The organism is Janthinobacterium sp. 344 (genome assembly GCF_900112025.1).
Taxonomy (GTDB): domain Bacteria; phylum Pseudomonadota; class Gammaproteobacteria; order Burkholderiales; family Burkholderiaceae_D; genus Janthinobacterium.
Genome location: NZ_FOKL01000002.1, coordinates 450,241 through 476,858, shown reverse-complemented (window position 1 = coordinate 476,858; position 26,618 = coordinate 450,241). Strand labels below are relative to the sequence as shown.

Genomic DNA, 26,618 nt, shown 5'->3' with positions numbered 1-26,618 from the left:
CAGACGGGGACGCCGAGACCCGTCGGGTCTGACCCCGGATTTTAGTCGCGCTGCGGGGCGACGATTTCCGCGTAATCGTACAGCTCGCCCAATATCTCTTCCCCCCGCTCATCGACCGATTCCGACAGCACGTCGATTTCCGTAAACAGCATTTCGATGGTGCGGGCGCCGCCGTCGCCGTCGAACAGGCGGGCGGCGCGGTGCTGTTCCCAGCGCAGGCTTTCCGCTTCGCTCAGGGTTTGCGGGAAGTTGCGGGCGCGGTAGCGGAACAGCAATTCCTGCAGGCGCTCGTCGGCAAACGAGGGGCGGGCCGTGGCCAGCTTGGCCGGCGTGTCGCGGCGCAGCGATTCGAGCAGGCGGCGGTCGTCGTTGCTGACGAAGCCATTGTACAAATCCTCATCCACGTCCAGGGCGGTGTTGGCGCCCGGGCGCTGGAACACTTCGGCCCAGATGGCATCCATGTTCGGTGCCGCCGCGGCCAGCTGGGCGTTGACCTTGGCGGCCTCCACGTCGATGCCCCATTGCGCCGCCATGGCGGGCGACAGGGTCTTTAAATTGCCGACCAGCATGGGCGACTTGTTCAAATGTACGCTTTTCACGGGCAGGCGCGTCATGCCTTCGGGCATGGCTTCCTTGCGCGTGAACAAACGCGTGCGGATGGTGTCGGCGTCCAGTTGGAACAGTTCGCGCGGGTCGTAGGCGCAATCCCAGACGAGGATCTCGTTCTTATTGCTCGGATGCGTGGCCAGCGGCCAGACGATGCCCAGGCAGCCCCGTTCGGCCGGGAACATGCCGGACACGTGCAGGAAGGGCTGGCGCTCGCCGGCGGCCAGGTGCATGCCCATTTCGCTGGCGACCTTGTCCTTCTTGTGCAGGGCCAGGCAGAATTCGAACAGCTTCGGCTGCTTTTGCTTGATCAATCGCGCCAGCGCGATGGTGGCGCGCACGTCGGACAGCGCATCGTGCGCGGCTTCGTGGACGAGGCCATTGGCCTTGCTCAAGTGTTCCAGTTTAAAGCTGGTCTGGCCATCGTCGCGCTTCGGCCATTGAATGCCTTCCGGGCGCAGCGCGTGCGTCATGCGCACCACGTCGAGGATGTCCCAGCGGCCGCAATGGTTCTTCCATTCGCGCGCATACGGATCGATCAGGTTGCGCCAGAACAGGAAACGCGTGACTTCATCGTCGAAACGGATGGTGTTGTAGCCCACGCCGATGGTGCCCGGCTCGGAGAAGGCCGCCTCGATGGTGGCGGCGAACTGGTGCTCGGGCACGCCCAGCTGCAAACACTGCTGCGGCGTGATGCCCGTGATCAGGCAGGATTGCGGGTCGGGCAGGAAATCATTGGCAGGCTGGCAATACAGCATGATCGGTTCGCCGATCTCGTTGAGGTCGGCATCCGTGCGGATGGCGGCGAACTGGGCCGGGCGGTCGCGGCGCGGCTGGGCGCCAAAGGTTTCGTAGTCGTGCCAAAGAAAAGTCTGGGTAGTCATTGATGGTCGTTGCTTGCTTAATTGTTATCTGGTTATGCGGGCCGCTGACAGCCGTCGCTTCAGTTTTCTGAAAACCTGCCGATACTACACGAGAGGATGGTCATCATCGCGTTTTCCGCATGGTGGCATACATTGCCCGTTCAAGGAGGCTTATCGTGTCAATTCCCATCGCCACAGGCGCCAATTCCGCCTCTTCCCTGAGTTCCGTCAGTAGCAGTGCTGCCGGCAAGGAAGAAAAAGTCCAGCCTAAGGACGCCAGCGCCACTGAAATGAGCGTGAACGACCGCACCAGGCTGCAATTGAACGCCTCCATCATGCAGGCGTCGCTGAATGTGTCGATCGGTTCGGAAAACGAGCCGCTGGCGCTGCTGTACAAGACCGCCATCACGAATATCAATGAAGCGCTGAAGGGCCAGTACGGCGACGATGCGATCCAGAACGCGGCGTCGCAGGACAATAGCGCCGAAGCGACGGCGCAGCGCATTGTATCGCTGTCGACGGGTTTTTTTGACGCGTTCAAGAAGCAGAATCCCGACCTGGACGACGATGCCGCCCTGAGCAAATTCATGGACACCATCAGTGGCGGCATGGAAAAAGGCTTCAAGGAAGCGCGCGACATCCTGGGCGGCTTGAAGGTGCTGGGCGGCGATATCGCCGGCAATATCGACAAGACGTACGAGCTGGTGCAGAAGGGCTATGCGGATTTCATCGCCGCGCACAGCAGCAAGAAGGATGACGCTGCGGCGCCAACTACGCCTGCCAAGCCGGCCGACAGCAAGGCTGCCTGAGCATCATCATTACTTGAGGTGCGGGAAGCGCCTGAGAAAATGTCCAGGGCCAGGCGCATTGCCGAAGGCAGTACGAATGTACGGCGAGGCAATGCAACGACGCCATGGGCTTGTTATCAGGTGCTTACGCGGTTGCGCCCGCCCGCCTTGGCGCGGTACAGCGCCGCGTCGGCGGCGGCGATCAGCGCTTCATCGTCCTGTTCCGCCGCCAGGCTGGCCACGCCGAACGAGCCCGTGATGTGCGGCAGCGCGCTGCGCATGTCGGCGAAGATCACGGCTTGCTGCATGCGTTCGCACAAGCGCTCGGCCACGCGCAAGGCCACGTGTTCATTCGTGTCAGGCAAGATCACCATGAGTTCCTCGCCACCGTAGCGCACGGCAAAGTCCGTCGGCCGCAGGGCCGCGCCCAGCACTTGCGCGGCGATGCGCAGGGCCTGGTCGCCCGCCTGGTGGCCATGCGTGTCGTTGAAGCGCTTGAAATGGTCGAGATCGATCATCACCAGCGACAGTGGCGCATTGCTGCCGTGCGCCGTGACGATCATGTTCGGAAGCAAGTCGGTCAGCCAGGCGCGGTTGTACAAGCCCGTCAGGCTGTCGACCATCGATAGCTGGCGGTAGAATTCGCCCAGTTTCTGGCGCCGGCGCAGCAGGGCGTTGGCGGCGCGGATGCGGAACGATAATAAACGCAGCAGGTTGCGCGCCAGGCCGTTCGACTGTTCGATCAATTCCCAGACGATGGCCGCGTCGATCACCAGCAAATCGGTTTCTTCCAGGGCGGAAATGGCCGCCAGGTTGCTCGCTTCGTCGAGCACTGACTGTTCGCCCACGCTTTCGCCGGGCAAGACCTTGCTGACGGTGCCGTCATCCATGCCCGTATGGGTGTCGGCGGCCACGGCCAGCGCGCCGCGCAGGACGATGTACAGGCTGGCGCCGCGCGTGTCGGTGATGGCTTCGCCCGCTTCGAGGCGCATGACGGGGCAGGGCGCCAGCATGGCGGCCGTCTGGCCATCCGCCCCATCGCGAAATAGCTGTAAATCGCCGATGTTGCAGCCTGATGCGCCGAAATTGCCGATCTGTTCCACAGTCATACTTTCAAAAAGCCCGAGCCGCGCATGCAGCGCGCCGGTCTCTTCATGATAGCGTAAAGCTGCCTCTGCGGTAACGGCAAAGGCTTGCTTCTGGTAACTTTCTATGAGAAATACGACAATTATTTCATTGTCGCGTTAATAAGCTGAAATGCTTGCGGTTTTGATAGCGGCGATGCCGCACGGGAAGGGAAAAAGAGGGGGGCAGATGTACAAAGGCAGCCTTGAACGGCTGCCTCGTCTCTGGCGAATGCTGCAGGGGGAAAATTACTCGGCGGTTTCTTCCGCTTCGGTCGCATCGATCACGGCATTTTTGCCGGTGGCGTGGCGCTTGCTGTCTTGCAGGCGGCCCAGGGCGCTATCGATGGCGCGTTTCAGCTTGTCGGTGGCGCCGGCAACGGATTGGTGCACGGTGGCGTTTTGCTCGGTGACGGCGATCGGCTGGTAGCCGGCGACACGGGCTTCCATGACGCAGCGGATATCGTCGGCGCCGCCTTTCGGGCCATTCGTATCGCTGAGGTGGACTTCGATGCGGGTCAGGTTGTCGCGGAAGCGGCTCAGTGCGCTTTCAAGTACGGATTGCACATGTTCGTTCAGTCCAGCGGTGTTGGCGATGGTGCTGTCGGTATGAATATTGATTTGCATATGCTTACTCCTGTCAATTCAAAAAAAACCCATCTCAGGCGTGCTGCGGCCTGGTTGCTGCCTCATGCACATGACGTCTGTGCATGGAACTTATCTTACTCCTCTTTCCAGTATTTCAAGAGGGTGCGCACGATTAAGATGAGCTTAACCCTTCAGCCAGGTCAAGTTTCCTCGCGGAATTTTTTCAAGCCGACGTCCGCTTTATCCATTGATGAGGCCAGCGGCGATATTGATCGACAAGCCCAGCACCACCAGGTTGAAGAAAAAGCTCAGCACGGATTGTCCCAGCACGATTTGCCGCATCAGGCGCGTCTGCACGGTAACGTCCGACGTTTGCACGGCCACGGCGATGGTGAAGGCGAAGTACAGGAAATCCCAGTAATCGGGGTTGTGTTCGTCGTCGGGAAATTTCAGGGGGCGCAACGCGGGGTCGGCCTGGTAATACAGGTGGGCGTAATGAAAGCAGAACAGGGTGCCGACGAGGAACCAAGAGCCGACCAGGGTGAGGATCGTCAGGCCGTAGTGCAGCGCGCGCTCGTCCGGCGCCATGTCCTTCATCGAGGACAGCTGCGAGACGATGGCCACCAGGCTCATCACGGACGCCACGGACAGCGCCGACAGGACCGTGGCGGCCCGTTCGTCCTGGCGCTGCGCCATGGCCTTGACCTTGTGATGGTTGGCCCGCATCATCATCCAGGCCATCGTGGCCAGGTAGAACCAGACGGCCACATTCCACGCCGTCAGCAGCCGCGTCATCTGCTGCCAGGACGCGGGCAGCAGCAGGCCGGCGGCCACGCCGATGGCCGTGGCCAGGCTCAGGTGGGGGCGGCTGCGGATGAAGCCGTGAAACGGAAGCGTGATTTTCATGGTGCCGGGATGCCGCAGTTGGGATCATGCATCTTAGCGCTTAAGTCGCCGCCGTGGTGGCTGCCTGCGCCGCCGCTTCCTTCTCGTGATGGGGGAAGCGGTCCATGCGCGACAGCACGGGGAACAGCACGGCCCACGCGCCCGTCACGGCCAGGGTGGCGGCGCCGCCGAAGAGCACGGCGCGCACCAGGCCGAACCAGCCGGCCGTGAGGCCCGATTCGAATTCGCCCAGCTCGTTCGAGGCGCCGATGAAGACGGCATTCACGGCGCTGACCCGGCCGCGGATTTCGTCGGGCGTCTCGAATTGCACCAGCAGGTGGCGGATGTAGACGCTGACCATGTCGCCGGCGCCCATCAGGAACAGCGCCGCCAGGGCCAGCGGGAAATAGCTGGTGCTGCCCAGCACCAGGGTGCCCATGCCAAACACGGCCACGCCGCCGAACATCCAGGCGCCCACCCGGCGCGTGATGGGGAACATGGCCAGCGCGATCGAGCACAGCGCCGCGCCGGCGCCCGGCGCCGTGCGCAGCAGGCCCAGGCCGCCGGGGCCGATATGCAGCACGTCGTGCGCCAGCGCCGGCAGCAGGGCCGTGGCGCCGCCGAACAGCACGGCAAACAGGTCGAGCGAGATGGCGCCCAGCACGATGGGTTTCGACCAGACGAAACGCAGGCCTTCGAGCAAGGTATGCCAGCTGACGGGTTCGCGCTTGACCAGTTGCGGCGCCGGCGTGGTGGCGCGCATCAGCAGCACCGACAGCACCAGCAGCGACGACGAGATCAGATACACCACCTTGGGACCGAAGTAGTACAGCAAGCCGCCCAGGGTGGGCCCGAGGATGATGGCGACGTGCGAGCTCGACGAGCTGAGCGCCACGGCGCGGCTGAACTGTTCCGTCGGCACCATGTTCACCAGCACGGCCTGCGTGGCCGGCATCATGAAGGCGCGCGCGCTGCCGAACAGCACCAGCACGGCAAACACGGGCCAGACGATGGATAGCCCGCTGAGCGTGAAGGCCAGCAGGGCCAGCGCGCAGGCCAGCTGCGCGGCCAGGCACCAGGCGATGATGTTGCGGCGGTTATAGCGGTCGGCCACGTGGCCCGCCGGCAAGATGAGCACGAGGAAGGGCGCGAACTGCGCCAGGCCGATCAGGCCCAGGTCGAACAGGCTGCCCGTGATCTGGTACACCTGCCAGCCGATGGCCACGCTTTGCATCTGCACCGCCAGGGTACCCAGCACGCGGGCGGACAGGTAAAAGGCGAAGTTGCGGTGACGCAGGATACTGAAGCCGTTGCCGGCGGACGCGAGAGACATGAGGTTTCCAGGGAACAGCGGGGTGGGCTGGGGCAAACGTGGCGGCAGCGGGTGCCGCCGCGGCAGCGCCCCGCTGTCTGGAAGGTGCTGCTTACTTGGCCAGGTCGGCTTCCGTGGTGAAGGCGTCGGCGTGGAACTCGTCGGCTGGCAACTGGCACAGTTGCACGAAATCGCGGTTGGCCGATTCCACGACGATCGGCGCGCCGCAGGCGTAGACCTGGTATGCGGACATGTCGGGCAAGTCCGCCATCACGGCCTGGTGCACGAAGCCCGTGCGGCCGCTCCAGCCGTCTTCCGGCAAGGCTTCCGACACGACGGGCACATAGGTGAACTGCGGCAAGTCGGCGGCCCACTGGCGGCACAGCGCGTCCATGTACAGGTCGTGCGGACGGCGCGCGCCCCAGTACAGGGTGATGGGACGCGTGGATTTCTCGTTGATCATGTGCTCGACGATGGCTTTCAGCGGGGCGAAGCCGGTGCCTGAGGCCAGCAGCACGACGGGCTTGTCGCTGTCTTCGCGCAGGAAGAAGGTGCCCATCGGGCCTTCGAAGCGCAGGATGTCGCGTTCCTTCATGCTGCCGAACACCTGGTCGGTGAACAGGCCGCCGGGCATATGGCGGATGTGCAGGCTCACGGGACCGCCTTCGACGGGCGCGCTGGCCATGCTGTAGCTGCGGCGTTTGTTGTCGCGCAGCATGATTTCGATATACTGGCCGGCGCGGTAGTGCAGGCGCTCGCTGGCTGGCAATTGCAGGGTCAGCACGACGACGTCGGGGGCGACTTTTTCGATGGTGGTCACGCGCGACGGCATTTTCTTGATCGGATAGTCGCTGCTGCCGGCCACTTCGCGCGCCTGCACCACCAGGTCGCCCTGGGGCACGGCGCAGCACAGCAGCGAATAGCCGGCGGCCGCTTCATCTTCCGTCAGGGAGCGGGCCTGATATGGCTTATGCTGTACGCTGCCGGAGACGATCTTGCCCTTGCAGGAGCTGCAGGCGCCGCTCTTGCAGCTGTACGGCAGGCCGACGCCGGCGCGGATCGCCGCCGACAGGACGGTTTCGTCCGCTTCGCAGCTGAATTGGTGGCCGCTGGGCTGAACAGTAATTTGAAAAGTCATACAATCCTTGAGATGAAAAATATGTTAACGCCATCATTGCGCAAGCGGGCAGGCTTGCCGCGCCTGCTGATCCTCGGTTGCGGCGACGTCGGCATGCGCCTGTTGCCCCTGCTGCGCGCGCGCTTTCGCGTCTTTGCCGTCACCAGCCAGCCGGCGCGCTGCGCGCAGCTGCGCGCGGCCGGCGCCGTGCCCATCGTCGCCAACCTCGATGACCGCGCCAGCCTGCGACGGCTGGCCGGGCTGGCGTCCATGGTCGTGCACCTGGCGCCGCCCCTGTCGTCTGGCTTGCTGGACCGGCGCACGCGCAATCTGGCCGCCATTTTACCCGAGCATGCGCGCCTGGTGTACGTCAGTACCAGCGGCGTGTATGGCGATTGCGGCGGCGCCATCGTGGCCGAAACGCGGCCCGTGGCGCCCGCCAATGCGCGGGCCAGGCGGCGCGTGGATGCCGAGCAGGTCTTGCGGGAGTGGGGCGCGCGCCGTGGCGCCAGCGTGGCGATCCTGCGCGTGCCCGGCATTTATGCGGATGAGCGCCTGCCTTTGAAGCGCTTGCGCGAAGGCACGCCGGCGCTGGCGGCCGCGGACGATGTGTATACCAACCATATCCATGCCGATGACCTGGCGCGCATCATCGAACGGGCCCTGTGGTGGGGGCGGCCAGGCCGCGTCTACCACGCCAGCGATGACAGCGTACTAAAAATGGCCGAGTATTTCGATGCCGTGGCCGACACCTTCGGCTTGCCGCGCGCGCCACGGCTGCCGCGTGCCGAGCTGCAACAAGTGGTCACGCCGATGCTGCTGTCGTTCATGTCCGAGTCGCGCCGCATGGACAATGCGCGCATCAAGCGCGAGCTGGGCGTGTGCCTGCGCTACCCGCGCGTGGTCGACGCCTTGCAAGCGATGTCCGCCGGCGGCGTGCGCATCGGGTAAAATGGCCGGTTATCCCCGCGCTATGCAGGGCACGGCGGGGCATGGCGCATGGCGCGGCGTGCCTGCAGCGCGCCATTCACTAAAGGAATACAGCATGACCACCCTGACTTATGAAGCATACCTGGACGAGGTCACCACCGTCCTGACCGAACTGTATGACCTCGACGACGAGGCCGCCATCAAGCTGGTGGTGGCCGCCCAGGACGCGGAATTCTTCGTCCCGCACGATGCGCATGAAGCCATGCGGACCGTCGAGCAAGCCAAGAAAGATGCGGTGACCCTGTTCGAGCGCAAGCAGAACCGCCAGCAGACGCAGGAAAAGCAGCAGCAGCGCGTGCGCCAGCAAAAGAAGACCTGATGGCAGTGTAAGCCGGGCGGGTGCCGGCGCAACGCCGGGACGTTGTCATTGATGCAGCGCAAACGCGCCGTGGCGGCCTGGCGATATGGTGAGCAATGTCGTCACGCATTTCGCCCAATGTGGCGGGCTGGACAGCTAGACACGCGACGATGGGTCCGGCCGGCAGGAGCTTGCGATGCATCCCATCAGCCATTGCATCAGTCATCCCAGCAAGGAGCAGGTGCGCGCCTATATGCGCCGCCGCGAACGGGCGCTGCAGCCACCGCCGCCGCCTGCTGAAATCCGTCGCCAGCTGGCCTGGTGCCGGGTGGATGCCCACAGCGTGCATGCCCATGTGCACGTGACGCCGGCCAGCATGGCCGCGCAAAGCTGGCATTTTTCCGTGGAAATAAACCGCCTGGGCGCCCTCATGGCCATCGCCTGGCTGATGCGCAGCGGCGTTCCCCACCGTAAAAATTGATGACTTGCAGCAAATTTTCTCAAATTGGGTTATCCTCTAGCACATTCCAAGTGCGTCAATTCTCTTCAATTATCACAATTTTGCTCCAAGTTAAGCAAAAATCAACAATAGCGTGTATTATATTGTTTGCGGGATAAAAGCCGCATAAGTGATGGCGCTTTTTAGTGTGTTTACCCTGAGTTATTGCAAAAGCGACATTCGGTCTCTTTTTTGCAGTAATACAACAAGTACGGATTTTTGATCATGTCTCTCAAACAAATTACCTCTTTGCCTACCTACAACCCGAATCGCGTCCTGGATGCGATCATCGACAAGCTGCAACTGAAAAATGATGCGGCCCTGTCGCGCGCGCTGGAAGTTGCGCCACCCGTCATCAGCAAGATTCGCCACAATACCTTGCCGATCGGCGCCACGATCCTCATCCGCATGCATGAAATCAGCGATTTCAGCATCCGTGAGCTGCGCGAACTGATGGCTGCCTAAGAGCGCCTGACAGACGGCAAACTGAGAGGTGCCGTCTGGGTAAGTCAGGCTTGCCGCGTGCGGCAGCCACATCTGGATTCCGGTTTTCTATTGTGCGTCCTGGCTTAACGCCGGGCGATCGAGATAGAAACGCCCCGTTTCCAGGCCAGTCGGGGACGACTCGACCAGTGCCGCGGCCAGGGAGCCGGGGGCGCTGGAGAAGGCGGTCACCGCAGCCCCCGTGGCGCGGCCCGAATATGCCGTCGCTTGCACCGCCGCACTGGAAAACGCCGCTTGGACGGCACGGCCCGAGTAAGCCGTCTGCGGCTGCTGCACCGCACCCGAATAGGCAGTCTGCTGCTGCACCGCGCGGCCCGAATACGCCGTCGCCTGCACCGCTGCGCTGGAAAACGCCGTCGTCACGGCGCGGCCCGAGTAAGCCGCCTGCACGGCGCGTCCTGAATAGGCTGCCTGCACGGCACGCCCCGAATACGCCGTTTCTGCGCGGATATAGTCTTCCCCAAAAGTTTCTTCATACAGCTGTTTCATGCGCTCGCCCACGCGGTGGTGCGCCGCCTCGTCGTCTTCGCCACGCAGGCCGATGTACGGGAAATGGTGCAGGAAGTAGCCGAACACCTGCTCGCAATCGGCCGCATACTTCAGGGTGTCGAGGATGTGGTAGTGCCAGAACGTGTCGACATCCATCAGCGGCGCCGTTTCTTCCTGGGGAAACTGTTTCATCAGGATCAGGAAGCGGCGATACTCGAATTCCACCGCATTGGCCTTTTCCAGGCTCCATCCCTCGCCCGATTCCCGGTGCATCAGCTTGACCTTGATCGCGTCCAAATTCAAATCGGCAATGGCTTTGAAACTGTCGTTCGTGTTCATGAGTGTCCTTTAGTATCGTAAAAGAGCTGCGTGAGGAAAACGGCGGAAAAGCAGAGGCTAGGCTGGTGGCGTGGACTCCTGACAGGTGGGTGGGCGTCCGGGCGATGATGGCCAGACATTCAGAATTGTTCTACATCAATATTGCATTGAATCACAAAATACGCAAGCTGAGCTTGTTTCAAGCGCGGGGCGGCCGTCCTCAGGCGGATGCGCGGCTGTCTTCCTGGTAGGGGAAGCGCGTGGCGTCGGCCCCCAGCGGCACGCTGACGTGCACGCTCATGCCCGTGCCGGGGCTGCTTTCGATGTAGAACGTGCCGCCCAGTAACTTGATGCGTTCCTCGATGCCCACCAGGCCAAAGGAGCCGAGCTTGTTGCGTCCGTCGATGGCCGCGCCCACGCCGTTGTCGCTGACGCTCATCGACACCGTGTCGCGGCACTTTTCCAGCTTGACTTGCACGCGGCTGGCGTTGGCATGCTGGGAAATGTTGCTCAATGACTCTTGCAGGATGCGGAACAGGGCCGTTGCGCACTGATCGCTGAGGCAGATGTCGTCATGGCTTTCGCTGATCTCGCAGGCGATGCCCGTGCGCAGGCGGAACTGCGCCACTTGCCACTCGACGGCCGCATTCACGCCCAGGTCCAGCACGGTGGGGCGCAAGTCGTTGATGATTTGCCGCACGCTCTTGATGGTGGCGTCGATCTGTTCCAGGGTAGAGCGGGCGCGGGCATTCAGGCGCGGATGGCGCCGCTGCGTGCGCGAGGCCAGCATGTCCGCATCGATGCGCAGCACCAGCAGGTTCTGGCCCAGGTCATCGTGAATTTCGCGCGCGATGCGCTTGCGTTCCTCTTCCTTGATCTGGTCGGCGTGGGCCGCCAGGCGGCGCAGTTTCTGGTGTGACAGTTGCAGGCGGATCTGGCTGGCCCGCAGCTCTTCCGTCATGTCCCGCGCCATCTGGATGGCGCTGCGGCGCGACGAGGCCAGGGTATGGAACAGGGTGTACAGCAGCATGGCGCTGGCAAAGCCGGTCAGCAGGGCCAGCCATGGCAAAAAGGCATCGAAACGCGTATATAAATCGCTCTTGCGCACGCTGAACAGCGCTTGCCAGACGCGGCCGTTGTGCTCGATCAGCATCGTGCTGCTCAGATATTTCCCCGAGTTGCCCGGCTGCCACCATGGCGCATGCAAGCCCGCCGTCGAACTGTCGAAGATGGGGCGCATGGTATGCGGCAAGTCCAGCGGCTCCCGCGCCTGCGGGCCGATATCGAACAGGGTCAGGCGGACGTTGCGCACCGGCATATCGGCCAGCGCGCTGCGCACCATCGTCACCAGGTCGTAGCCGATGCCGACGGAGCCCAGGTGCGCCGCGCGCCGCTGCTGCACCGTATCGGTCGGCATGCCGAGCCGGTACACGGGCAGGCGCATGGCCATGCCTGTCAACTGCGGCCGGCCTTCCATCGGCACGGGCACGCCGGAATTGCTGATCTGGCCGGAGTCGCGCGACTGCGCCAGCGCTTCGGCGATCAGGGGCCGGGAAGCGATGTCATAACCATATTTGTCGGCCGCGCTGGCGATCGGTTCGATGTACACCAGCACGGAATAATGCGCGCGGGGGCCGGGTGGATGGATGGCAAAGGCGGGATAGCCGTCGCGTCCGGGCGGGTAGGCGCGCTGCATGGCCGCTTCGAACGGCAGGCGCTGCGCTTCGTCCAGTTCCTGGCTGTAGTTCAGGTTCATCACGCCAGGATAGTTTTGCTGCAGAGCCATGTTCGCCACATAGCGGTGGAATTGCTCGCGGCTCACCTGCTCGCTGGCGCGGAACAGGCTGGCCGCGCCGCGCAGCAAATTGGCATACGACTGCAGGCGCGATTCGATGTTTTGCCGGGCGTTGCGCGCCAGATTGTTGAACAGGTCGCTGGCATCGTTTTCGATCGACAGGGAGGCGGCCATATAGAACAGCAATCCCACCATCAGCGACATTGCAAAGCCGAGCAGCCAGAGCGGTCTTTTCTCAGGGGATAACTGGTGCTCGCCGGCAGTAGAGGACATCGCAATCCGCATCAGGTGGTGGAATCGGGTGCCGCCTGTGGGGCGGGGGCTTTGCTGCTTGCACAAACGCTATGCCAATTGCATATTGCGCAATAGCTGCTCAATATACAAAACTATCGCTAATGTAGTCAACAGGCAATATTTAGCCTCGCCATATATATCGTCGAAACAAAAAAAACCGCCGTGGCGGTTTTTTTCGGAAGAGCGGGCGGCGCCTTACTTGGCCGGCTGCCAGCTGTCTTTCAGGGTGACGATGCGGTTGAAGACGGGTTTGCCCGGCTGGCTGTCGACCCGGTCGGCCGCGAAGTAGCCGTGGCGTTCGAACTGGAAGCGCTGTTCCGGCTCCGCCAGTTCGGCGCCCGGTTCCAGCCATGCCTGCACGACTTCCTTGGCCAGCGGGTTCAGCAGCTGCTTGAAGTCCTTGCCGCCGCCGTCCGGCTGCGGATCGGTGAACAGGCGGTCGTACAGGCGCACTTCGGCGGGAATCGCCGTCGGCGCGCTGACCCAGTGCATATTGCCCTTGACCTTGTAGTTGGCGCTGCCTTCCGTGCCCGACTTGCTGTCCGGGAAATAGGTGCAATGCACGGCGGTTACTTTACCGTTCGCATCCTTGTCAAAGCCCGTGCACTCGATCACGTAGCCGTAGCGCAGGCGTACACGGCTGCCCGGCTTGTCGTCGATGGGCGGATACAGGCGGAAATAGCCCTTGTTCGGCACTTCCATGAAGTCGTCTTCCTCGATCCACAGCTCGCGCGAGATGGGGAAGGTGCGCAGGCCGCGCTCGGGGAAGTGCGGGTGCACGGGCGCCGTGCATTCCACGCTTTCGTTTTCCGGGAAGTTGTCGATGATCAGTTTCAAGGGACGCAGCACGGCCACCGTGCGCGGCGCCTTCGGGTCCAGGTCTTCGCGCAAACAGCCTTCCAGCACGCTGTAGTCGATCCAGCCGTCCGATTTCGTCACGCCCGTGCGTTCGCACATCAGTTGAATCGCTTCCGGCGTGTAGCCGCGGCGGCGCATGCCCACCAGGGTCGGCATGCGCGGGTCGTCCCAGCCGTCGACGATGTGCTCTTCCACCAGCTGGCGCAGCTTGCGCTTGCTGGTGACGATGTAGGTCAGGTTCAGGCGCGAGAATTCGAACTGGCGCGGCACCGGTTGCTGGAAGAAGCCGCCGGCGGCCAGGGTTTCCAGCAGCCAGTCATAGAACGGGCGGTGGTCCTGGAATTCCAGCGTGCAGATCGAATGCGTGATGTTTTCCAGCGCGTCCGAGATCGGGTGCGTGTAGTCGTACATCGGATAGATGCACCAGGCATCGCCCGTGCGGTGGTGGTGCGCGTGGCGGATGCGGTAGATGGCCGGGTCGCGCAAGTTCATGTTCGGCGAACTCATGGCATCTTCGCTCATCTTCGCGCGCAGGATGTGCTCGCCATCCTTGAACTGGCCCGCCTTCATGGCGCGGAACAGGGCCAGCGATTCGTCGCGCGGACGGTCGCGGAACGGCGAATTCTTGCCGGCCTGGCCGAAATTGCCGCGGTTGGCGGCCATGTCTTCGGCGCTCTGGCTGTCCACGTAGGCAAAGCCGGCCGTGATCAGGTACTCGGCCATCGCGTACAGCTGGTCGAAATAGTCGCTGGCGTAGTGCAGGTGGCTGTGGCCATCGGCGGTCTTCGGTTCCCAGTCAAAGCCCAGCCATTTCACGCTGTCCATGATGGTGTCGACGTATTCCTGCTCTTCCTTGGCCGGATTGGTGTCGTCGAAGCGCAGGTTGCACTGGCCGGCGTAATCGCGCGCCAGGCCGAAGTTGACGCAGATCGACTTGGCGTGGCCCACGTGCAGGTAGCCGTTCGGCTCCGGCGGGAAACGCGTGATCACCTGGGGCAGGCCGGGACGCACATGGGTGCCGGCTGCCAGGTCGGCTTCGATGATGTTACGCAAGAAATTGGGCGCCAGCGCTGGCGCGGCGGTATTCGGTTTATCGTTGCTCATTGATCAATGCGGAAGAGTGACAGTAAAGAGCATTTTACCGTACCGCCAGCGCTTTATAAGCACGTATTTGGCCCCATATCCCAGCATGCAAGCGACGCGGACGCCGTTCTATAGGATAATTCGCCTTTAATTAGTAGAAATTCGCGCCTCCGGAGCCTTTTATGGAAAATTTGTATAACGTCCTCGGTGTCGCGCCCAATGCCAGTGACGATGAAATCAAGAAGGTTTACCGTTCGCTGGCCATGCGCTTCCACCCCGACCGCAACCAGGCCCCCGGCGCCGAGGCCCGCTTCAAGAGCGTGACCAAGGCGTACGAAATCCTGGCCGACCCGGCCAAGCGCGCCGAATATGACCAAAGCGTGAACCACCGCATCATCATCGATCCGGAAGCGGAAGCCTATGCCCTGTGGTGCGGCGTGTTCCGCCTGCATGGCACTGTACTGCCGGCCGACTAAGCACGCTGGCGGCCGTCCGGTCAGCCTGAATGATTTTAAAAACAACAACAACGGCGCTTTTAATGTAACAGCGCCGCGCATCATATTGGAAAGCACAGCATGAGAAGAGTACACCCTGAATTCGCGTACCAGTCGCGCGAGCTGGAAGGCCAGATCGAAGGCATCCTCGGCGACCCGCCGAACCGCAAGAACTACAAAAGCATGGTCGACGCGCTGGTCGGCGAGTACGCCAGCGGCGGCGGCATCGAAGACGTGAACATGCTGGCCTTCGCGCTGGTCGACCATATCAGTTTCAGCGACCCGAAAGGCTTGCTGGCCGAAAGCGAAGACTACGAGTTCGGCGACCCGGCGCGCGTATTTTCCATGGCCGCCTGCGCCGATCCGGAAGCGGCGAAGATGTACGCCGCCATCGAAGAGAGCTTCCCCGACCTGGCGCGCCAGGCCATCATCACGGCCTTCCTGCACAAGAATCCGCGCCTGTGGGACGACGACGACCAGTCGCTCGACCAGCTGGCCGCCAATGACGACGGCGACGACGAGATTGATGAAGACGAAGCCACCGACGATTTCGCCCAGATGTTTGACCAGGATGGAGATGACCATGGCCGATAATGAACAAAAAAGCAATCTTCCCGCGCTGACGAAACAGGTCACGGAGCTGGTGCTGTCCGGCTCGCTGGGCCACGCCGAGCAGGCGTTTGCCGATGCGGCCGACCAGTACGGCGACCTGGCCGTGGTGGAGGTGCTCAATGCCATCCCGCCGCAAGTGACGGCCCTGCACCTGGCTGGCTTTGACGGCGGCAAGATGTCGCTGGCGACCCTGCTGGTGCCGCCCAAGGCGTGGGCCGACAGCCTGGCCTTCATCGCCGCCACCTGGAGCGACGACCAGATCGAGGATGATCCGGAACGCATCGCCGAGGCCCTGTTCGCGCACATCCACGGCGTGGTGTTTTCCACCGACGACGCCGAGCGCCGCCGCGAGCTGCTGCTCGAGGCGTCCGCCACGGACTGGGGCGCGACGGCGTTCGCCATCCTGTTCTCGATGGCGCCGAAGGAAATCCTCGAAGTGGCGGGCGAGATCGTCATCAAGGGACCGTACGTGACGGGCGTGACGTCGTCCGACAACGACATCGTGCCGCTGGCCATCGAGCTGGCGCAGGCGAATGAAGATGGCTGGGACCGTTCGCTGTTCGAACTGTTCCCCGACTTCCGCCACAGCGCCGACCTGGCCGACGCGGAATACTCGGACGACCCGGACGAAGAACCGACCATGTTGCAGCGCAGTACCAAGGAATTGCTGTACCGTTTGCGCAAGCAAGTGCCGAGCACGCGCAGCGCGCCACGTTCCAGCACGCGCCGCAGCCTGGGCACGGGCATCTTCTCTTGATGAAAGCAGGGAATCACTAATGCTGCCAGCAATTGTTGTAGAGAATCTTCCACGCCTGGTGCGTGCCATCAAGCTGTTGCCGAACGATCCGCGCGAGGACGCGGCGCTGAACCTGGCCGACGAATTGACGGGCATCACGGCCATGGTGGCCGAGAAGTTCACGAATGAACGCACGGCCGACGGCATCCAGAAAGCGCTGTACCTGACGGTGGGCGGCGTGTCGCTGGGCCTGGAGCAGGCCGTCACGCATGAAGGCGACCAGGCCGCGCTCGATTTTCTCGTCGAGCACGGCGCCGAGCACGCGTTCCAGGTGGGCTTTCGCCTGATCAAGGAACTGTCGCAGCTGCCCGAGGACGCCCTCGTCGGCGAATACGACCAGGACCCCGTCTACCTCGCGCGCCGCTTGCGCGAACTGTTCATCGATATTTGCCAGGCCGACCCGAACCAGAACTGGGCCGGCTATGAAAAGTATGCGTTGCAGTTGCAACAGCGCAAGGAAGTGCAAGCCGTCGTGCGCCTGGCCAGCTGGCTGCGCCGCCACCACGATAACGGTCCCGTCAGCGACAGCGACTTGAATGCCGAGGGTGTCATCGCCCTGGCCATCATCTTCGCCATCGAAGGCGGCGGGCGCATCGTCGCGCGCACGGGCCAGAAGGAGTTCGAGCGCTTCGTGCGTTCCGTGCGCAAGAACAAGCCCGACTTCGAGGAAGGCTGGGCCGCCTTGGTGGCCAAGGTGCCCGTGCAGCATCACCCCGTGCTGCTCGACCGCATCGCTTCCTATCGCCGCAGCTGCACCGTGGTGCAGAAAATCCTCACGCGGGCCAGCATGAAGAGCCTGTTCGAGGACCTGGAGAATTACGCCGGTTCCGAGCTGGACGCCGACTACTCGTAAGGCAGCGTACGTAGGCTGGCGCCTGCCGGCCTACGCTCCCCCTTCCATGGCCGCTTCCTCGGCCAGTTTCACGAACGCCGCCACCAGCGGCGACGTTTCCTCTTCCCTTTGTGCAAGTAATAGACTGGTGCTCGCCTGCGGGTCGGCGATGGGGCGGTAGCACACGCCGTCCATGCGGATGCGGTCGAACGAGGCGGGCAGCACGGAAATGCCGCAGCCGGCCGCCACCAGGCCGATGATGGTCGACGCTTCGCCCGCTTCCTGCGTAACCTGGGGCACGAAGCCGGCCGCCTTGCACAGGCGAAAGATCTGCGGATAAATCCCCGTGCCCGCATCCTTCGGGTACATGACAAAGCCTTCGCCCGCCATGTCGGCAATCGCGATGCTGTCCTTGGCCGCCAGCGCGTGGGCGACGGGCAGCACGAGGAACAGCGGGTCCTGGCGCAACTCGGTGAGGCGGATGTCGTCCGGGTACGTCGTTTCCGGCGGGCGCACGAAGCCCAGGTCCATCGTCCTGGCCGAGATCGCTTCCAGCTGATGCAATGTCGCCATCTCGTGCAGGGTCAAGGTGACGTGCGGGAATTGCTGGCGGTAGCGGTTGATGACGGTGGCGAAGTAGGGCGTGAACGGCGTGGAAAACGTAAAACCGATGCGCAGTTCGCCCGCTTCGCCCCGCTGCGCCCGGCGCGCCGTCACGGCAGCCTGTTCCGACAGGGCCAGGATGCGCCGCGCATCGTCGAGAAAGAGGCGGCCCGCTTCTGTCAGCCGCACGGAGCGCTTGTTGCGCTCGAACAACTGTGCCCCCAGTTCTGCCTCCAGCGCCTGGATTTGCTGGCTCAGGGGCGGCTGGCCGATGTGCAGGCGCTCGGCCGCGCGCGTGAAGTGCAATTCCTCGGCGACGGCGACAAAGTAACGCAGGTGGCGCAGTTCCATGTTCGTCCAGTAATCGTTTTAAAGTATGAGTTGGGCCTTAAATATATATTGGACGATATGAGTTGGCAATCCTAAGATGAAGACTCGCTTCCTTTCCGAAACACGGCCATGTCTGATTCATCGCTTGCCTTTGCCCCCGCCGCACCTTCCGCCATTCCGGTTTCCGCTCCTGGTACCGGTCCCGGTTCCGCTCCCGCTGCCCGCACGGCCATCGCCAAGGGGTCCATCGAATTCAAGCGCAGCAACCGCGCCCTGTTCTTCGGCGGCTTTTCCACCTTCAGCCTGCTGTATTGCATCCAGCCCCTGTTCCCGCTGCTGTCGCAGCAGTTTCATCTGACGCCTGCGCAAAGCAGCTGGTCGCTGTCCGTCTCGAGCGGCTTGCTGGCCATCTCGCTGGTGCTGCTCAGCGCCGTCTCGGACCGCGTGGGCCGCAAGCCGTTGATGGTGGCGTCGATGTTGTCCGCCGCCGTATTGACCATTCTGTCCGCGTTCGCCCAGGACTTTGGCCAGCTGCTGGCCATCCGCGCCGCGCTGGGGGTGGCCTTGGGCGGCATGCCGGCCGTGGCCATGGCCTACCTGGGCGAGGAAATCGAAGGCCCGTCGCTGGGGCTGTCGATGGGGCTGTACATCGCCGGCAGCGCGTTTGGCGGCATGTCGGGACGCTTGATCGCTTCCATGCTCAGCGATTTCCTCTCGTGGCGCTGGGCCCTGGGTGTGCTGGGCGTGGCCGGCGTGCTGGCGGCGGCCGAATTCTGGCGCAGCCTGCCCGCGTCAAAAAACTTCGTGCCCAGTACCAAGGGCTGGAACGCCTTGCCGCATGCCATCAAGCAGCACTTTTCCGACCGCGGCCTGCCATGGCTGTTCTGCCTGGCGTTCGTGCTGATGGGCTGCTTCGTCAGCCTGTATAACTACATCGGCTACCGCCTGCTGGCCGCGCCCTTCAGCCTGCGCCAGAGCACGGTCGGCCTGCTGGCGTTCCTGTACTTGATCGGTATCTTCAGTTCCGTCTGGGCCGGCCGCCTGGTGGACCGGCTGGGGCGCCGGGGCGTGCTGTGGATCATGCTGTCGGTGATGCTTGCCGGCATTCTGTTGACCCTGTTCGATTCGCTGCCGCTGATCGTCATCGGCATGGCGCTGGCCACGTTCGGCTTCTTTGCCTCGCATTCGATCGCCAGCAGCTGGGTCAGCCGCCGCGCCCGCGCGCCGCAGGCGCTGGCCTCGGCCTTCTATCTGCTGTTCTATTACCTCGGTTCCAGCCTGATCGGTTCCGCCTCGGGCATGATGTGGGGCTTCGACGGCTGGACGGGCGTCATCATCATGCTGGGCCTGTGCCTGGGCGGCGGCGTGCTGATCGCCTTGCGCCTGCGCCACCTGCAGCCGCTGGGCGCGCGCGAGGCGGTGGCCTGAGGCGGCTATTTGGGGCAGTTGCCGATCATCGTTTCCCCATTCTTGCCGGCGCCCGTGGTCACGCACAAGGTGCCCAGCGCGCTGGTGATTTTATACGTGCGGCTGCCCCTGGCCGCATTCGCGCCCACTTCCTCGATTTTCGACGCCTCGTACCATTTCGGCGGCACGGCCGCGTAGGCGTCGGCAAAGCCTTGCTGCATGCGCTTGTACGCCGTGTCCTCGAATTTTTGCTCGCCGCGCTGCGGAAACTCCTTGCGCAAATCCTTGTCGATCTTGCCCACGTCGCGTTTTGCCTGCGCCAGGATATCGGCCGCGCGGGGTCTGCCAGGCATTGGCGTTTCCGCCTGCGGCGCCGGCGCCGGCGCAGCTTCCGCCGGGACCGATGGCGCGGGACGCGGCACGGAGATGGGCGCGGCCTGGCGCACGATGACGACTTTTTCGGCCGGCCGTGGCGCGGGCGCGATGGTGGGCTTGACCGGTGCCGGCGCCGTGTGGCGCAGCCATTGAATTGCCGGGCCCCGGGGCGTGTCGTCCACCCCATGCCGGGGCCGTGACTGCAGGAACGCGTAGAGCAGTGCCAGATGCAGCACGGCGACCAGCAGCAGGCCGGGCGCGCGGCGTGGAAGTGTCGAAAGCGTGGTCATGGGCAGGCATGGCTGTTTAGGTACGCCAATGTATCTGAAGTATTTGATAATTATCTGGAATGTCACAAGCGCTTACATAAAAGTGCCACATGGAAATTTCAAGGCGATGACGGTCGGCGGGGAACCCTGCGCCAGCCTGGTGATCCAACCCGGATACCACGCGAACAGGAGGTCACCATGTTGCAGGCAAATGAAGTGGCACGGCGTTTCGGCGCCATCGAGCAGGCGATCGGCCAGGCGGCGCAGCTGTGCGGCAAGGAGCAGGGCATGCCGATGGATTTGAAGGATTGCATCAACCAGCTCGATCAGCAGAAGAGCGCCGTACGGCAAGCCATCGACACGCACGACGATGCGCGCATCCGCCAAGTCGTTGACCAGATGGAATCCCTGGGCGACCGCGCCAAGAAGGCTTGCGGCACGGCCTCCGGCCTGACGCCGGAAATGCAGCGCGCCGTGCTCAAGGTCCATGATGAACTGTCGGACCTGAAGCACCAGTTACATTAAACAGCTGTCAAAAGCTGCTGCGCGTCGTGATGTGCGGCCGGCGATGCTCTCGCAATGGGTGTCCCGCGCATTCGCACAACTGCGCTTCTCTGCCCCTATGCACTGCCGCTCGCTGCGGTTCTGTGCGGACTTGTCACCGTTTTACATCTGGCGGAACAGATGGGCATATAGCGGGCTGACGCGTAGCTGCGCCCCGTGCTGGCGCAAGGTCAGCGACAGCTTGCCCGCCTCGTCGCGCACGGCGCTGGCGATGGCGCTGGCGTTGACGATGGTGCCCCGGTGGATTTGCCAGAATTGCTGCGGGTCCAGCTGGGGCAGGAGTTCCTTCAGGCTGGTGCGGATCAGTGCTTCGCTGTCGCGGCAGACGACGTTGATGTATTTGTCCAGCGCCTCGAAATACACGACGTCGGCCAGCGCGATCATGCGCACGCTGTTGCCCACGGCCGCCCGTATCATCTGCAGGCGCGGGGCCGGTGGCGTCAGCGCCTGCAGTTGGGCCAGCAAATGGGCCAGCTTGTCATCGCTGCTGGCCAGGCTGGGGGCGACGGCGTGCCTTGCCGAATCTGCCGGCGTTGCCGCTGCTATGGACGCCGATGGCGCGGCCAGTGCCGCATGGCTATCGCGCAAGCGCTGCTGCAGGCGTTCCACTGTCTTGCCAAGGCGGGCATCGTTGACGGGTTTTAAGACATAATCGGCGGCCGCGTGCTCGAAGGCGGCCAGCGCGTATTCATCGTACGCGGTGACGAAGACGATGTGCGGGAACGGCGTGCCAGCGGGCCATTGCTCGGCCAGTTCCTCGGCCGCTTCCAGCCCTGTCTTGCCCGGCATCTTGATGTCAAGAAAGAGGATGTCGGGTTGCAGCGCCAGTCCCTGGCGCAAGGCCTCCACGCCATTCGGGCAGGTGGCGACGATGTCGAGTTCCGGCCACAGCCGCTGCAAGGCGTGCGCGAGGGCGGCGGCGAGGATGGGTTCGTCTTCGGCGATGAGGGCGCGCGGAACTTGCTTGGTCATGGCAGGGGGCTCGTGGTGGTAGTGTGGAAAGGAAAGGTCAGGCGGGCGGTCGCGCCTGCCGGCTCGTTGGCGCTCAGCGACAGGCTGGCCAGGTCGCCATGCATGGCCTGTAGCCGTTCGCGGATATTCGCCACGCCCAGCTGCGTGCCCTTGGTCTGGCCAGGGTGATCAAGGCCCAGGCCGTCGTCGCTGACGGTGAGGGTCAGCATGCCGCTGTCGATGGATGCCTGCACATGGATATGGCCGCCTTCGATCTTCGGTTCCAGTCCGTGCTGGATGGCGTTCTCCACCAGCGGTTGCAGCAGCATGGGGGGCACCTTGATCTGGCGCAAGTCATCGGGCAAGTCCAGCGCATACGTCAGGCGCGCGCCCATGCGGATCGCCATCAGGCCCAGGTAGGCTTGCATGAGGGAAAACTCCTGCGCCAGGGTGGTGGCGCCGGCGCGCGAGGAGCTGAGCGTGGCGCGCAGATACTGGATCAGCTGGTCAAGCAGCAGCTGGGCCCGTTCCGGATCAAAGCTGATCAGCCCCTGCAGGTTGGCCAGGGTATTGAACAGCATGTGCGGCTCGATCTGCGCCTGCAGCAATTGCAGCTGGGCCTGCATGGCCTGGCGCGCCACGGATTCGGCACGGGCTTTTTCTTGCGCCGCTTCCATGCGAAGACGTGCAATCTTTTCCCGGCTGCCAAAGAACAGGATGGCTGCGCCCGCCGCCGCCAGCGTGAACACCGTCATGCCGACGTTGCGCGACGAGATGGCGATGGGCGCGGGAACGTCGATATGTGCCAGCCAGCCGAACAGCATGGTGCCGGCCACCTGCGCCACGGCGGCGCTGGCGATGACGAGGATGGTGAAAGGCAGCAAGGGGGCGCGTCGGTCCTCGCCCCACCATGCCAGGCGGATGCCGTCGATCAGCAGGAAGACGATGCCGCCGATGCACATGGAGGCAAGCAGGTTGAGCCAGAAGCTTTGTCCTCCGCTCAGCACGTAGGTGATGAAGACGGCACACAGGACGTTGAGCAGCAGCGCATAGCGCGCATCGGCCAGCAGGCGCCGGTAGGGAAAGCCTGTCTTGCGCGGGGCGGTGTCGGTGGTGTGCATGCGGAACAGCTTTCAGGTGGCGATTGGGTTGCTTGTGCGGCCATATTCGGCGAAGCTGCGGATGCACGCAATGGCGCTGCGACGAAACGGGGCGGACGTGGCGCCAATCGCCTGATCGCGTCCCTTACACGGTGGCCGCTGCACGAGATAGTATGACAAAGCTGTCTGGATCGACAACTATTCGCAATAAAGGAAAACCCATGTGGCCTTACCCACGCATCCTGGCGCACCGCGGCGGCGGTATTCTGGCGCCTGAAAATACCTTGGCCGCCCTGCGCTGCGGCCTTGCCTACGGCTACCGCGCCGTGGAGTTCGACGTCATGCTGGCGGCCGACGGCGTGCCCGTCGTCGTGCACGACCCGGTACTGGGGCGCACGGTGGCTGGCAGCGGCGCCGTCAGCGATTACACGGCCGCGCAGCTGGGGACGATGGAGGCGGGCGCCTGGTTCGGCCCGCAGTTCGCGGGCGAGGGCGTGCCCACCTTCGACGCCGTGCTGGCGTATTGCAAGGCGCAGCACATCTGGATGAATATCGAGATCAAGCCGGCACCCGGTTTCGATGCGCCGACGGGCGACACGGTGGCGCGCGCCACGCGCGATTATTTTGCGCAGGAAATCGCGGCTGGCGAATTGCTGCCGCTGTTGTCCTCCTTCAGCATCGCCGCCCTGGAAGCGGCGCGCCAGGCGGCGCCGGAACTGGCGCGCGGCTGGCTGGTCGAACAGATACCGGACGACTGGGCGAACACGGCGAAGCAGCTGGAGGTGGTGGCGATTCATTGCGACCATGGGCAACTGACGCCGGAATTGGCGCGAGAGGTCAAGGAGGCGGGATACGGGCTGTTCTGCTACACCGTCAATACGCCCGAACGGGCCAGCGAACTGCTGGGCTGGGGCGTGGACGGCTTTTGCACGGACAGGATCGATTTGATCGCGGCGACGGAATAATACGATGCATACTCAGCGGAAATCCGGGGTCAGTCCCTTCGGGAGTGGAATTTTCCCCATTGGAAAAAATTCCCCCGGACGGGTCTGACCCCAGCAGTTGCCGTTTAGTCAAGCATTAAAAGGTCACGCGCATTCCCACCGTCAAGTTGCGCCCCATCAATGGTGCCGCATTCTTGATGAACGAGGTGTGGCTGTAGGCCAGTGCATTCGTCAGGTTGTTCGCCTTGATGTAGAACTGCGCCGGCGTGGTGCCGATGCGGGTATCGTAGTTGGCGGACAGGTTGAGCATGTTGTAGCCCGGGGTGGCCGTTTCGAACGCGGCCACCTTGTCTTGCTTGCCCACGCGGTAGAACTCGGCCACGCCGCTCCACGCCTGCCAGTTGGCGTCCACCTTCACGCCGACGCGCTGGGCGGGGATGCGCGGCAAGTTGTTATTGTTACCTGCGCCACCGTCGGCCAGCTTGGCCCGCACGTAATCGCCGAACACGCTGGCGCCGACCATGGGGGTCAATTGCTGGCGCACTTGCCCTTCCACGCCCGTGAACGTGGCGTCGCGCTGGGCGTACTGGATCAGCTGGAAGCCTTCGTGGCTGTCCAGCGTGCTGCCGAAGATGTAGTTATCGACCTTGTTGCGGTAGGCACTGGCCGAGAAAGTCGTGGCGCCCGCATATTTGCGCAGGGTCAAATCGATATTGTTCGACGTTTCCTTGCCCAGGTTCTCATTGCCCAGCTCATACGTGGCCGTGGCCATGTGCACGCCGTGCGCATACAGTTCCTCGGCGCTGGGCAGGCGGTGCGTGCGGGAAATGGTCGAGCCCAGCGAATACTGCGGCGCGAACTTCCACACGGCGCCCAGCGAGACCGAGGTGCCCTTGGCGCTGCGGTCTTGCAGGGTGGCGCTGTCGACGGCGATATCTTGCCATTCGTGGCGCAAGCCCGCTTCGAAGCGCCATTGATCGAGCTTGTATTCCTCCACCAGGAAGGCCGCGTGCTTCTTCGTAACTGTCGGCGCCACGTAGGCTTCCTCGCCCAGGGCGGAGAAATCGCGCTTCGACGTTTGCAGGCCGACCACCCCGCGCCAGCCGAAGACGGGATGGTGTTCCATTTCCAGGCGCGCGTCGTGGCCCTTGTTTTTAAATGTGGTGGCGATTTCCGTGCCTTCGATTTCGTCGTGCTGGTAATCGGTAAACGACGCGCGCAGGCGCAGCTTGGCGAAGCCGGGCACGGGATCGCGCAATTCGCCGCGCACGTCCCAGCGCTCGCTCTTGAGTTTCACGTACGGCACGGCGCCGTCTTCGTGGTCGTGGTCATGTTCTTCGTCTTCGTCGCCATGGCCGTGGCCCTCGTGGCCGCCGCAATGCAAATGCGTGCCGTGCGGATGGCAGCTCTCGAATTCGTGGTTGTGGCCAGGCAAGCCGTATTCCGCGTGCTGGCTGGTGAAGGCCAGGCCCAGGAAACCGCGCTGACCTACCCACGACACGCCCACGCTGCCTGTGTCCGTCTTGTTGTAGCTGCCGGCCACCCTGGAACCGCCTTCCCAGCCGCTGCCGACCTTGTATTCCTTCGCGTCGCGCTTGACGCCTTCCGCGTGGAAGGCGATGTTGCCGGAGCCGCCAGTCACTTCAAAGGCGCCCGCCTTGTCGCGCGCCGCCGAGTTGGCGCGCACTTCCGCGCTGCCTTCAAACCCCTTGGCTGGCACGCGGGTAGGGATTTTCTTGTCGATCACATTGACGACGCCGCCGACGGCGCCGCCGCCGTAGGCCAGGGCGGACGGGCCGCGCAAGACTTCAATCTGTTCCGACAGCATCGGTTCGGCCGCCACGGCATGGTCGGGGCTGATGGTCGACGCATCCTGCACTTCGGCACCATCGGACAGTATTTTCACACGGGGGCCATCCATGCCGCGGATGATGGGACGGCTGGCGCCGGCGCCGAAATGGCTGGACGTGATGCCGGGCTGGCCGGCCAGGGTTTCACCGAGGGTCGCCTCGCGGGCGCGCACCAGTTCCTCGCCTTCCAGCACGGTGACGGGCGTGCTCATGTCGTCGCTGCCCAGGGCCAGCGCGCTGGCCGAAACGGTGACGGCAGGCAAGGTTGTCGCCTGCTGCGCCAGGGCGCCGGCGGGAGCGGCAAAGGCCAGCATGATGGCCAGCGCCAGGGGAGTGGGTTGGTGAGGACGGACGGACATGGGCAAGAATTCCTTATCGGCTATCGGTGTGGGCAGGGTTGGGGCAGCGCGTGACAGCTAAATGGCTGCCCTAAGATGATAATGATAACCCATTATCATTACTGTGGGAGAGTTTTTCCGGGCGGTGGATGCAGGCGGATGGTGTATTCTGTCGGCTATGGAACGCACAACACGTCAAAAAACCGCCATTCAAGCCGCCATCGAGTCGGCCCAGCGCCCCCTGTCGGCGCAGGAAATCCTCGAACAGGCCAGCTTGCAGGTGACGCAGCTGGGCATCGCCACGGTTTACCGCAATTTGAAGTCCCTGGTGCTGGAAGAAAAGGTGCACGTGGTGACATTGCCGGGTGAAAATCCGCGCTACGAGTCGAACACGGCTGCCAATCACCACCACCACCATTTCCAGTGCACCACGTGCCAGCGCGTCTTCGACGTGCATGATTGCCCCGGTGATTTGAAGCGCATGGCTCCGCAAGGCTTTGTTGTCGAGCGCCACGAGCTGACCCTGTACGGCCGCTGCGCCGACTGCAATGCGGCCGCCGGTGCCACGGTGCCCGCCGCAGGGACCCCACCGCACGCCTGCGCCAGCGGCCACGACCCGGCCTGAGCGGGCAGGCGATTGATGTTGGCACGTGCGCAACAATGCCCGTGCCCGCCGTCATTGCCGCACCCCATATCACGTATAATCCTTCCTTTAAAGCTGCCGCCACTCTTTGCCAAAAAA

Annotated in this window: 27 protein-coding genes; 13 read left to right on the top strand and 14 right to left on the bottom strand. The window is 63.4% G+C overall.

What is annotated here, in order from left to right; genetic code table 11:
* Positions 1-41: 41 nt before the first annotated feature.
* Complete coding sequence (gene sbcB, locus BM193_RS08410; RefSeq protein ID WP_092798288.1) at positions 42-1,490, bottom strand: exodeoxyribonuclease I; 1,449 nt, start codon at positions 1,488-1,490, stop codon at positions 42-44.
* Between the two features lie 155 nt (positions 1,491-1,645).
* On the opposite strand from sbcB, the gene BM193_RS08405 reads away from it, so the two are divergent.
* A complete protein-coding gene (locus tag BM193_RS08405; RefSeq protein ID WP_254785959.1) occupies positions 1,646-2,278 on the top strand; it encodes a DUF5610 domain-containing protein in 633 nt (210 codons plus the stop codon).
* A 116-nt stretch (positions 2,279-2,394) separates the two neighbouring features.
* Here BM193_RS08405 and BM193_RS08400 read toward each other — a convergent pair whose 3' ends face one another.
* The 5 genes from BM193_RS08400 to BM193_RS08380 all read right to left on the bottom strand — a co-directional run bounded on the left by BM193_RS08400 (position 2,395) and on the right by BM193_RS08380 (position 7,304).
* Positions 2,395-3,360 (bottom strand): GGDEF domain-containing protein, encoded by a 966-nt coding sequence (locus BM193_RS08400; protein ID WP_092798558.1) that lies wholly within the window; start codon positions 3,358-3,360, stop codon positions 2,395-2,397.
* 270 nt (positions 3,361-3,630) lie between these two features.
* Positions 3,631-4,008: an HPF/RaiA family ribosome-associated protein gene (locus tag BM193_RS08395; protein WP_092798289.1), complete on the bottom strand. Its 378-nt coding sequence runs from the start codon at positions 4,006-4,008 to the stop codon at positions 3,631-3,633.
* A 201-nt stretch (positions 4,009-4,209) separates the two neighbouring features.
* A complete protein-coding gene (locus BM193_RS08390) occupies positions 4,210-4,875 on the bottom strand; it encodes a DUF1345 domain-containing protein (RefSeq protein ID WP_092798290.1) in 666 nt (221 codons plus the stop codon).
* A 40-nt stretch (positions 4,876-4,915) separates the two neighbouring features.
* Positions 4,916-6,187: an MFS transporter gene (locus tag BM193_RS08385; RefSeq protein ID WP_092798291.1), complete on the bottom strand. Its 1,272-nt coding sequence runs from the start codon at positions 6,185-6,187 to the stop codon at positions 4,916-4,918.
* A 91-nt stretch (positions 6,188-6,278) separates the two neighbouring features.
* Positions 6,279-7,304, bottom strand: a complete 1,026-nt coding sequence (locus BM193_RS08380) for a CDP-6-deoxy-delta-3,4-glucoseen reductase (RefSeq protein ID WP_092798292.1) — start codon at positions 7,302-7,304, stop codon at positions 6,279-6,281.
* A 12-nt stretch (positions 7,305-7,316) separates the two neighbouring features.
* On the opposite strand from BM193_RS08380, the gene BM193_RS08375 reads away from it, so the two are divergent.
* The 4 genes from BM193_RS08375 to BM193_RS08360 all read left to right on the top strand — a co-directional run bounded on the left by BM193_RS08375 (position 7,317) and on the right by BM193_RS08360 (position 9,535).
* Positions 7,317-8,234: an NAD-dependent epimerase/dehydratase family protein gene (locus BM193_RS08375; protein WP_092798293.1), complete on the top strand. Its 918-nt coding sequence runs from the start codon at positions 7,317-7,319 to the stop codon at positions 8,232-8,234.
* Between the two features lie 94 nt (positions 8,235-8,328).
* Positions 8,329-8,592: a hypothetical protein gene (locus BM193_RS08370; protein ID WP_175533203.1), complete on the top strand. Its 264-nt coding sequence runs from the start codon at positions 8,329-8,331 to the stop codon at positions 8,590-8,592.
* A gap of 175 nt (positions 8,593-8,767) precedes the next feature.
* On the top strand, positions 8,768-9,052 hold the full coding sequence (locus BM193_RS08365; protein WP_092798294.1) for a hypothetical protein: 285 nt from the start codon (positions 8,768-8,770) through the stop codon (positions 9,050-9,052).
* A gap of 243 nt (positions 9,053-9,295) precedes the next feature.
* Positions 9,296-9,535: a hypothetical protein gene (locus BM193_RS08360; protein ID WP_029496207.1), complete on the top strand. Its 240-nt coding sequence runs from the start codon at positions 9,296-9,298 to the stop codon at positions 9,533-9,535.
* An 87-nt stretch (positions 9,536-9,622) separates the two neighbouring features.
* On the opposite strand, the gene BM193_RS08355 is transcribed toward BM193_RS08360, so the two are convergent.
* From BM193_RS08355 to BM193_RS08345, 3 genes are all read right to left on the bottom strand, one after another.
* Positions 9,623-10,402, bottom strand: a complete 780-nt coding sequence (locus tag BM193_RS08355) for a glycine-rich domain-containing protein (protein ID WP_092798295.1) — start codon at positions 10,400-10,402, stop codon at positions 9,623-9,625.
* Positions 10,403-10,601: 199 nt separating this feature from the next.
* Positions 10,602-12,449 carry a sensor histidine kinase gene (locus BM193_RS08350; RefSeq protein ID WP_254785957.1) on the bottom strand — a complete coding sequence of 616 codons (1,848 nt, stop codon included), beginning with the start codon at positions 12,447-12,449 and terminating at the stop codon, positions 10,602-10,604.
* A 216-nt stretch (positions 12,450-12,665) separates the two neighbouring features.
* The gene (locus tag BM193_RS08345; RefSeq protein ID WP_092798296.1) at positions 12,666-14,432 is read right to left on the bottom strand and encodes a glutamine--tRNA ligase/YqeY domain fusion protein; all 1,767 of its coding nucleotides are present in this window, start codon (positions 14,430-14,432) and stop codon (positions 12,666-12,668) included.
* A 161-nt stretch (positions 14,433-14,593) separates the two neighbouring features.
* On the opposite strand from BM193_RS08345, the gene BM193_RS08340 reads away from it, so the two are divergent.
* From BM193_RS08340 to BM193_RS08325, 4 genes are all read left to right on the top strand, one after another.
* Complete coding sequence (locus tag BM193_RS08340; RefSeq protein WP_010395442.1) at positions 14,594-14,887, top strand: DnaJ domain-containing protein; 294 nt, start codon at positions 14,594-14,596, stop codon at positions 14,885-14,887.
* Between the two features lie 99 nt (positions 14,888-14,986).
* Positions 14,987-15,499 carry a hypothetical protein gene (locus tag BM193_RS08335; protein WP_092798297.1) on the top strand — a complete coding sequence of 171 codons (513 nt, stop codon included), beginning with the start codon at positions 14,987-14,989 and terminating at the stop codon, positions 15,497-15,499.
* A complete protein-coding gene (locus BM193_RS08330; RefSeq protein WP_092798298.1) occupies positions 15,489-16,274 on the top strand; it encodes a hypothetical protein in 786 nt (261 codons plus the stop codon). Before BM193_RS08335 ends, BM193_RS08330 begins: the two co-directional genes overlap by 11 nt.
* Before the next feature lie 19 nt (positions 16,275-16,293).
* Positions 16,294-17,166 (top strand): hypothetical protein, encoded by an 873-nt coding sequence (locus tag BM193_RS08325; protein WP_092798299.1) that lies wholly within the window; start codon positions 16,294-16,296, stop codon positions 17,164-17,166.
* A gap of 30 nt (positions 17,167-17,196) precedes the next feature.
* On the opposite strand, the gene BM193_RS08320 is transcribed toward BM193_RS08325, so the two are convergent.
* Positions 17,197-18,099: a LysR family transcriptional regulator gene (locus BM193_RS08320; RefSeq protein WP_092798300.1), complete on the bottom strand. Its 903-nt coding sequence runs from the start codon at positions 18,097-18,099 to the stop codon at positions 17,197-17,199.
* A 108-nt stretch (positions 18,100-18,207) separates the two neighbouring features.
* On the opposite strand from BM193_RS08320, the gene BM193_RS08315 reads away from it, so the two are divergent.
* Positions 18,208-19,506, top strand: coding sequence for an MFS transporter (locus tag BM193_RS08315; protein ID WP_254785955.1), 1,299 nt, complete (start codon positions 18,208-18,210; stop codon positions 19,504-19,506).
* Positions 19,507-19,511: 5 nt separating this feature from the next.
* On the opposite strand, the gene BM193_RS08310 is transcribed toward BM193_RS08315, so the two are convergent.
* Entirely contained in the window at positions 19,512-20,150 is a 639-nt protein-coding gene (locus BM193_RS08310) for a hypothetical protein (protein ID WP_092798301.1), read from the bottom strand.
* A 177-nt stretch (positions 20,151-20,327) separates the two neighbouring features.
* Here BM193_RS08310 and BM193_RS08305 point away from each other — a divergent pair, with 177 nt between their 5' ends.
* Positions 20,328-20,654: a hypothetical protein gene (locus BM193_RS08305; RefSeq protein ID WP_092798302.1), complete on the top strand. Its 327-nt coding sequence runs from the start codon at positions 20,328-20,330 to the stop codon at positions 20,652-20,654.
* Positions 20,655-20,795: 141 nt separating this feature from the next.
* On the opposite strand, the gene BM193_RS08300 is transcribed toward BM193_RS08305, so the two are convergent.
* A complete protein-coding gene (locus BM193_RS08300) occupies positions 20,796-21,665 on the bottom strand; it encodes a LytR/AlgR family response regulator transcription factor (RefSeq protein WP_092798303.1) in 870 nt (289 codons plus the stop codon).
* A complete protein-coding gene (locus tag BM193_RS08295) occupies positions 21,662-22,765 on the bottom strand; it encodes a sensor histidine kinase (RefSeq protein WP_092798304.1) in 1,104 nt (367 codons plus the stop codon). The genes BM193_RS08300 and BM193_RS08295 overlap by 4 nt, the downstream gene beginning before the upstream one ends.
* Positions 22,766-22,965: 200 nt before the next feature.
* Between BM193_RS08295 and ugpQ the strand changes: the two genes are divergently transcribed.
* Positions 22,966-23,709: a glycerophosphodiester phosphodiesterase gene (gene ugpQ, locus BM193_RS08290; protein WP_092798305.1), complete on the top strand. Its 744-nt coding sequence runs from the start codon at positions 22,966-22,968 to the stop codon at positions 23,707-23,709.
* Between the two features lie 115 nt (positions 23,710-23,824).
* Here ugpQ and BM193_RS08285 read toward each other — a convergent pair whose 3' ends face one another.
* On the bottom strand, positions 23,825-25,897 hold the full coding sequence (locus BM193_RS08285) for a TonB-dependent receptor domain-containing protein (protein ID WP_175533202.1): 2,073 nt from the start codon (positions 25,895-25,897) through the stop codon (positions 23,825-23,827).
* 157 nt (positions 25,898-26,054) lie between these two features.
* On the opposite strand from BM193_RS08285, the gene BM193_RS08280 reads away from it, so the two are divergent.
* Positions 26,055-26,501, top strand: coding sequence for a Fur family transcriptional regulator (locus BM193_RS08280; protein WP_092798306.1), 447 nt, complete (start codon positions 26,055-26,057; stop codon positions 26,499-26,501).
* Positions 26,502-26,618: the final 117 nt, after the last annotated feature.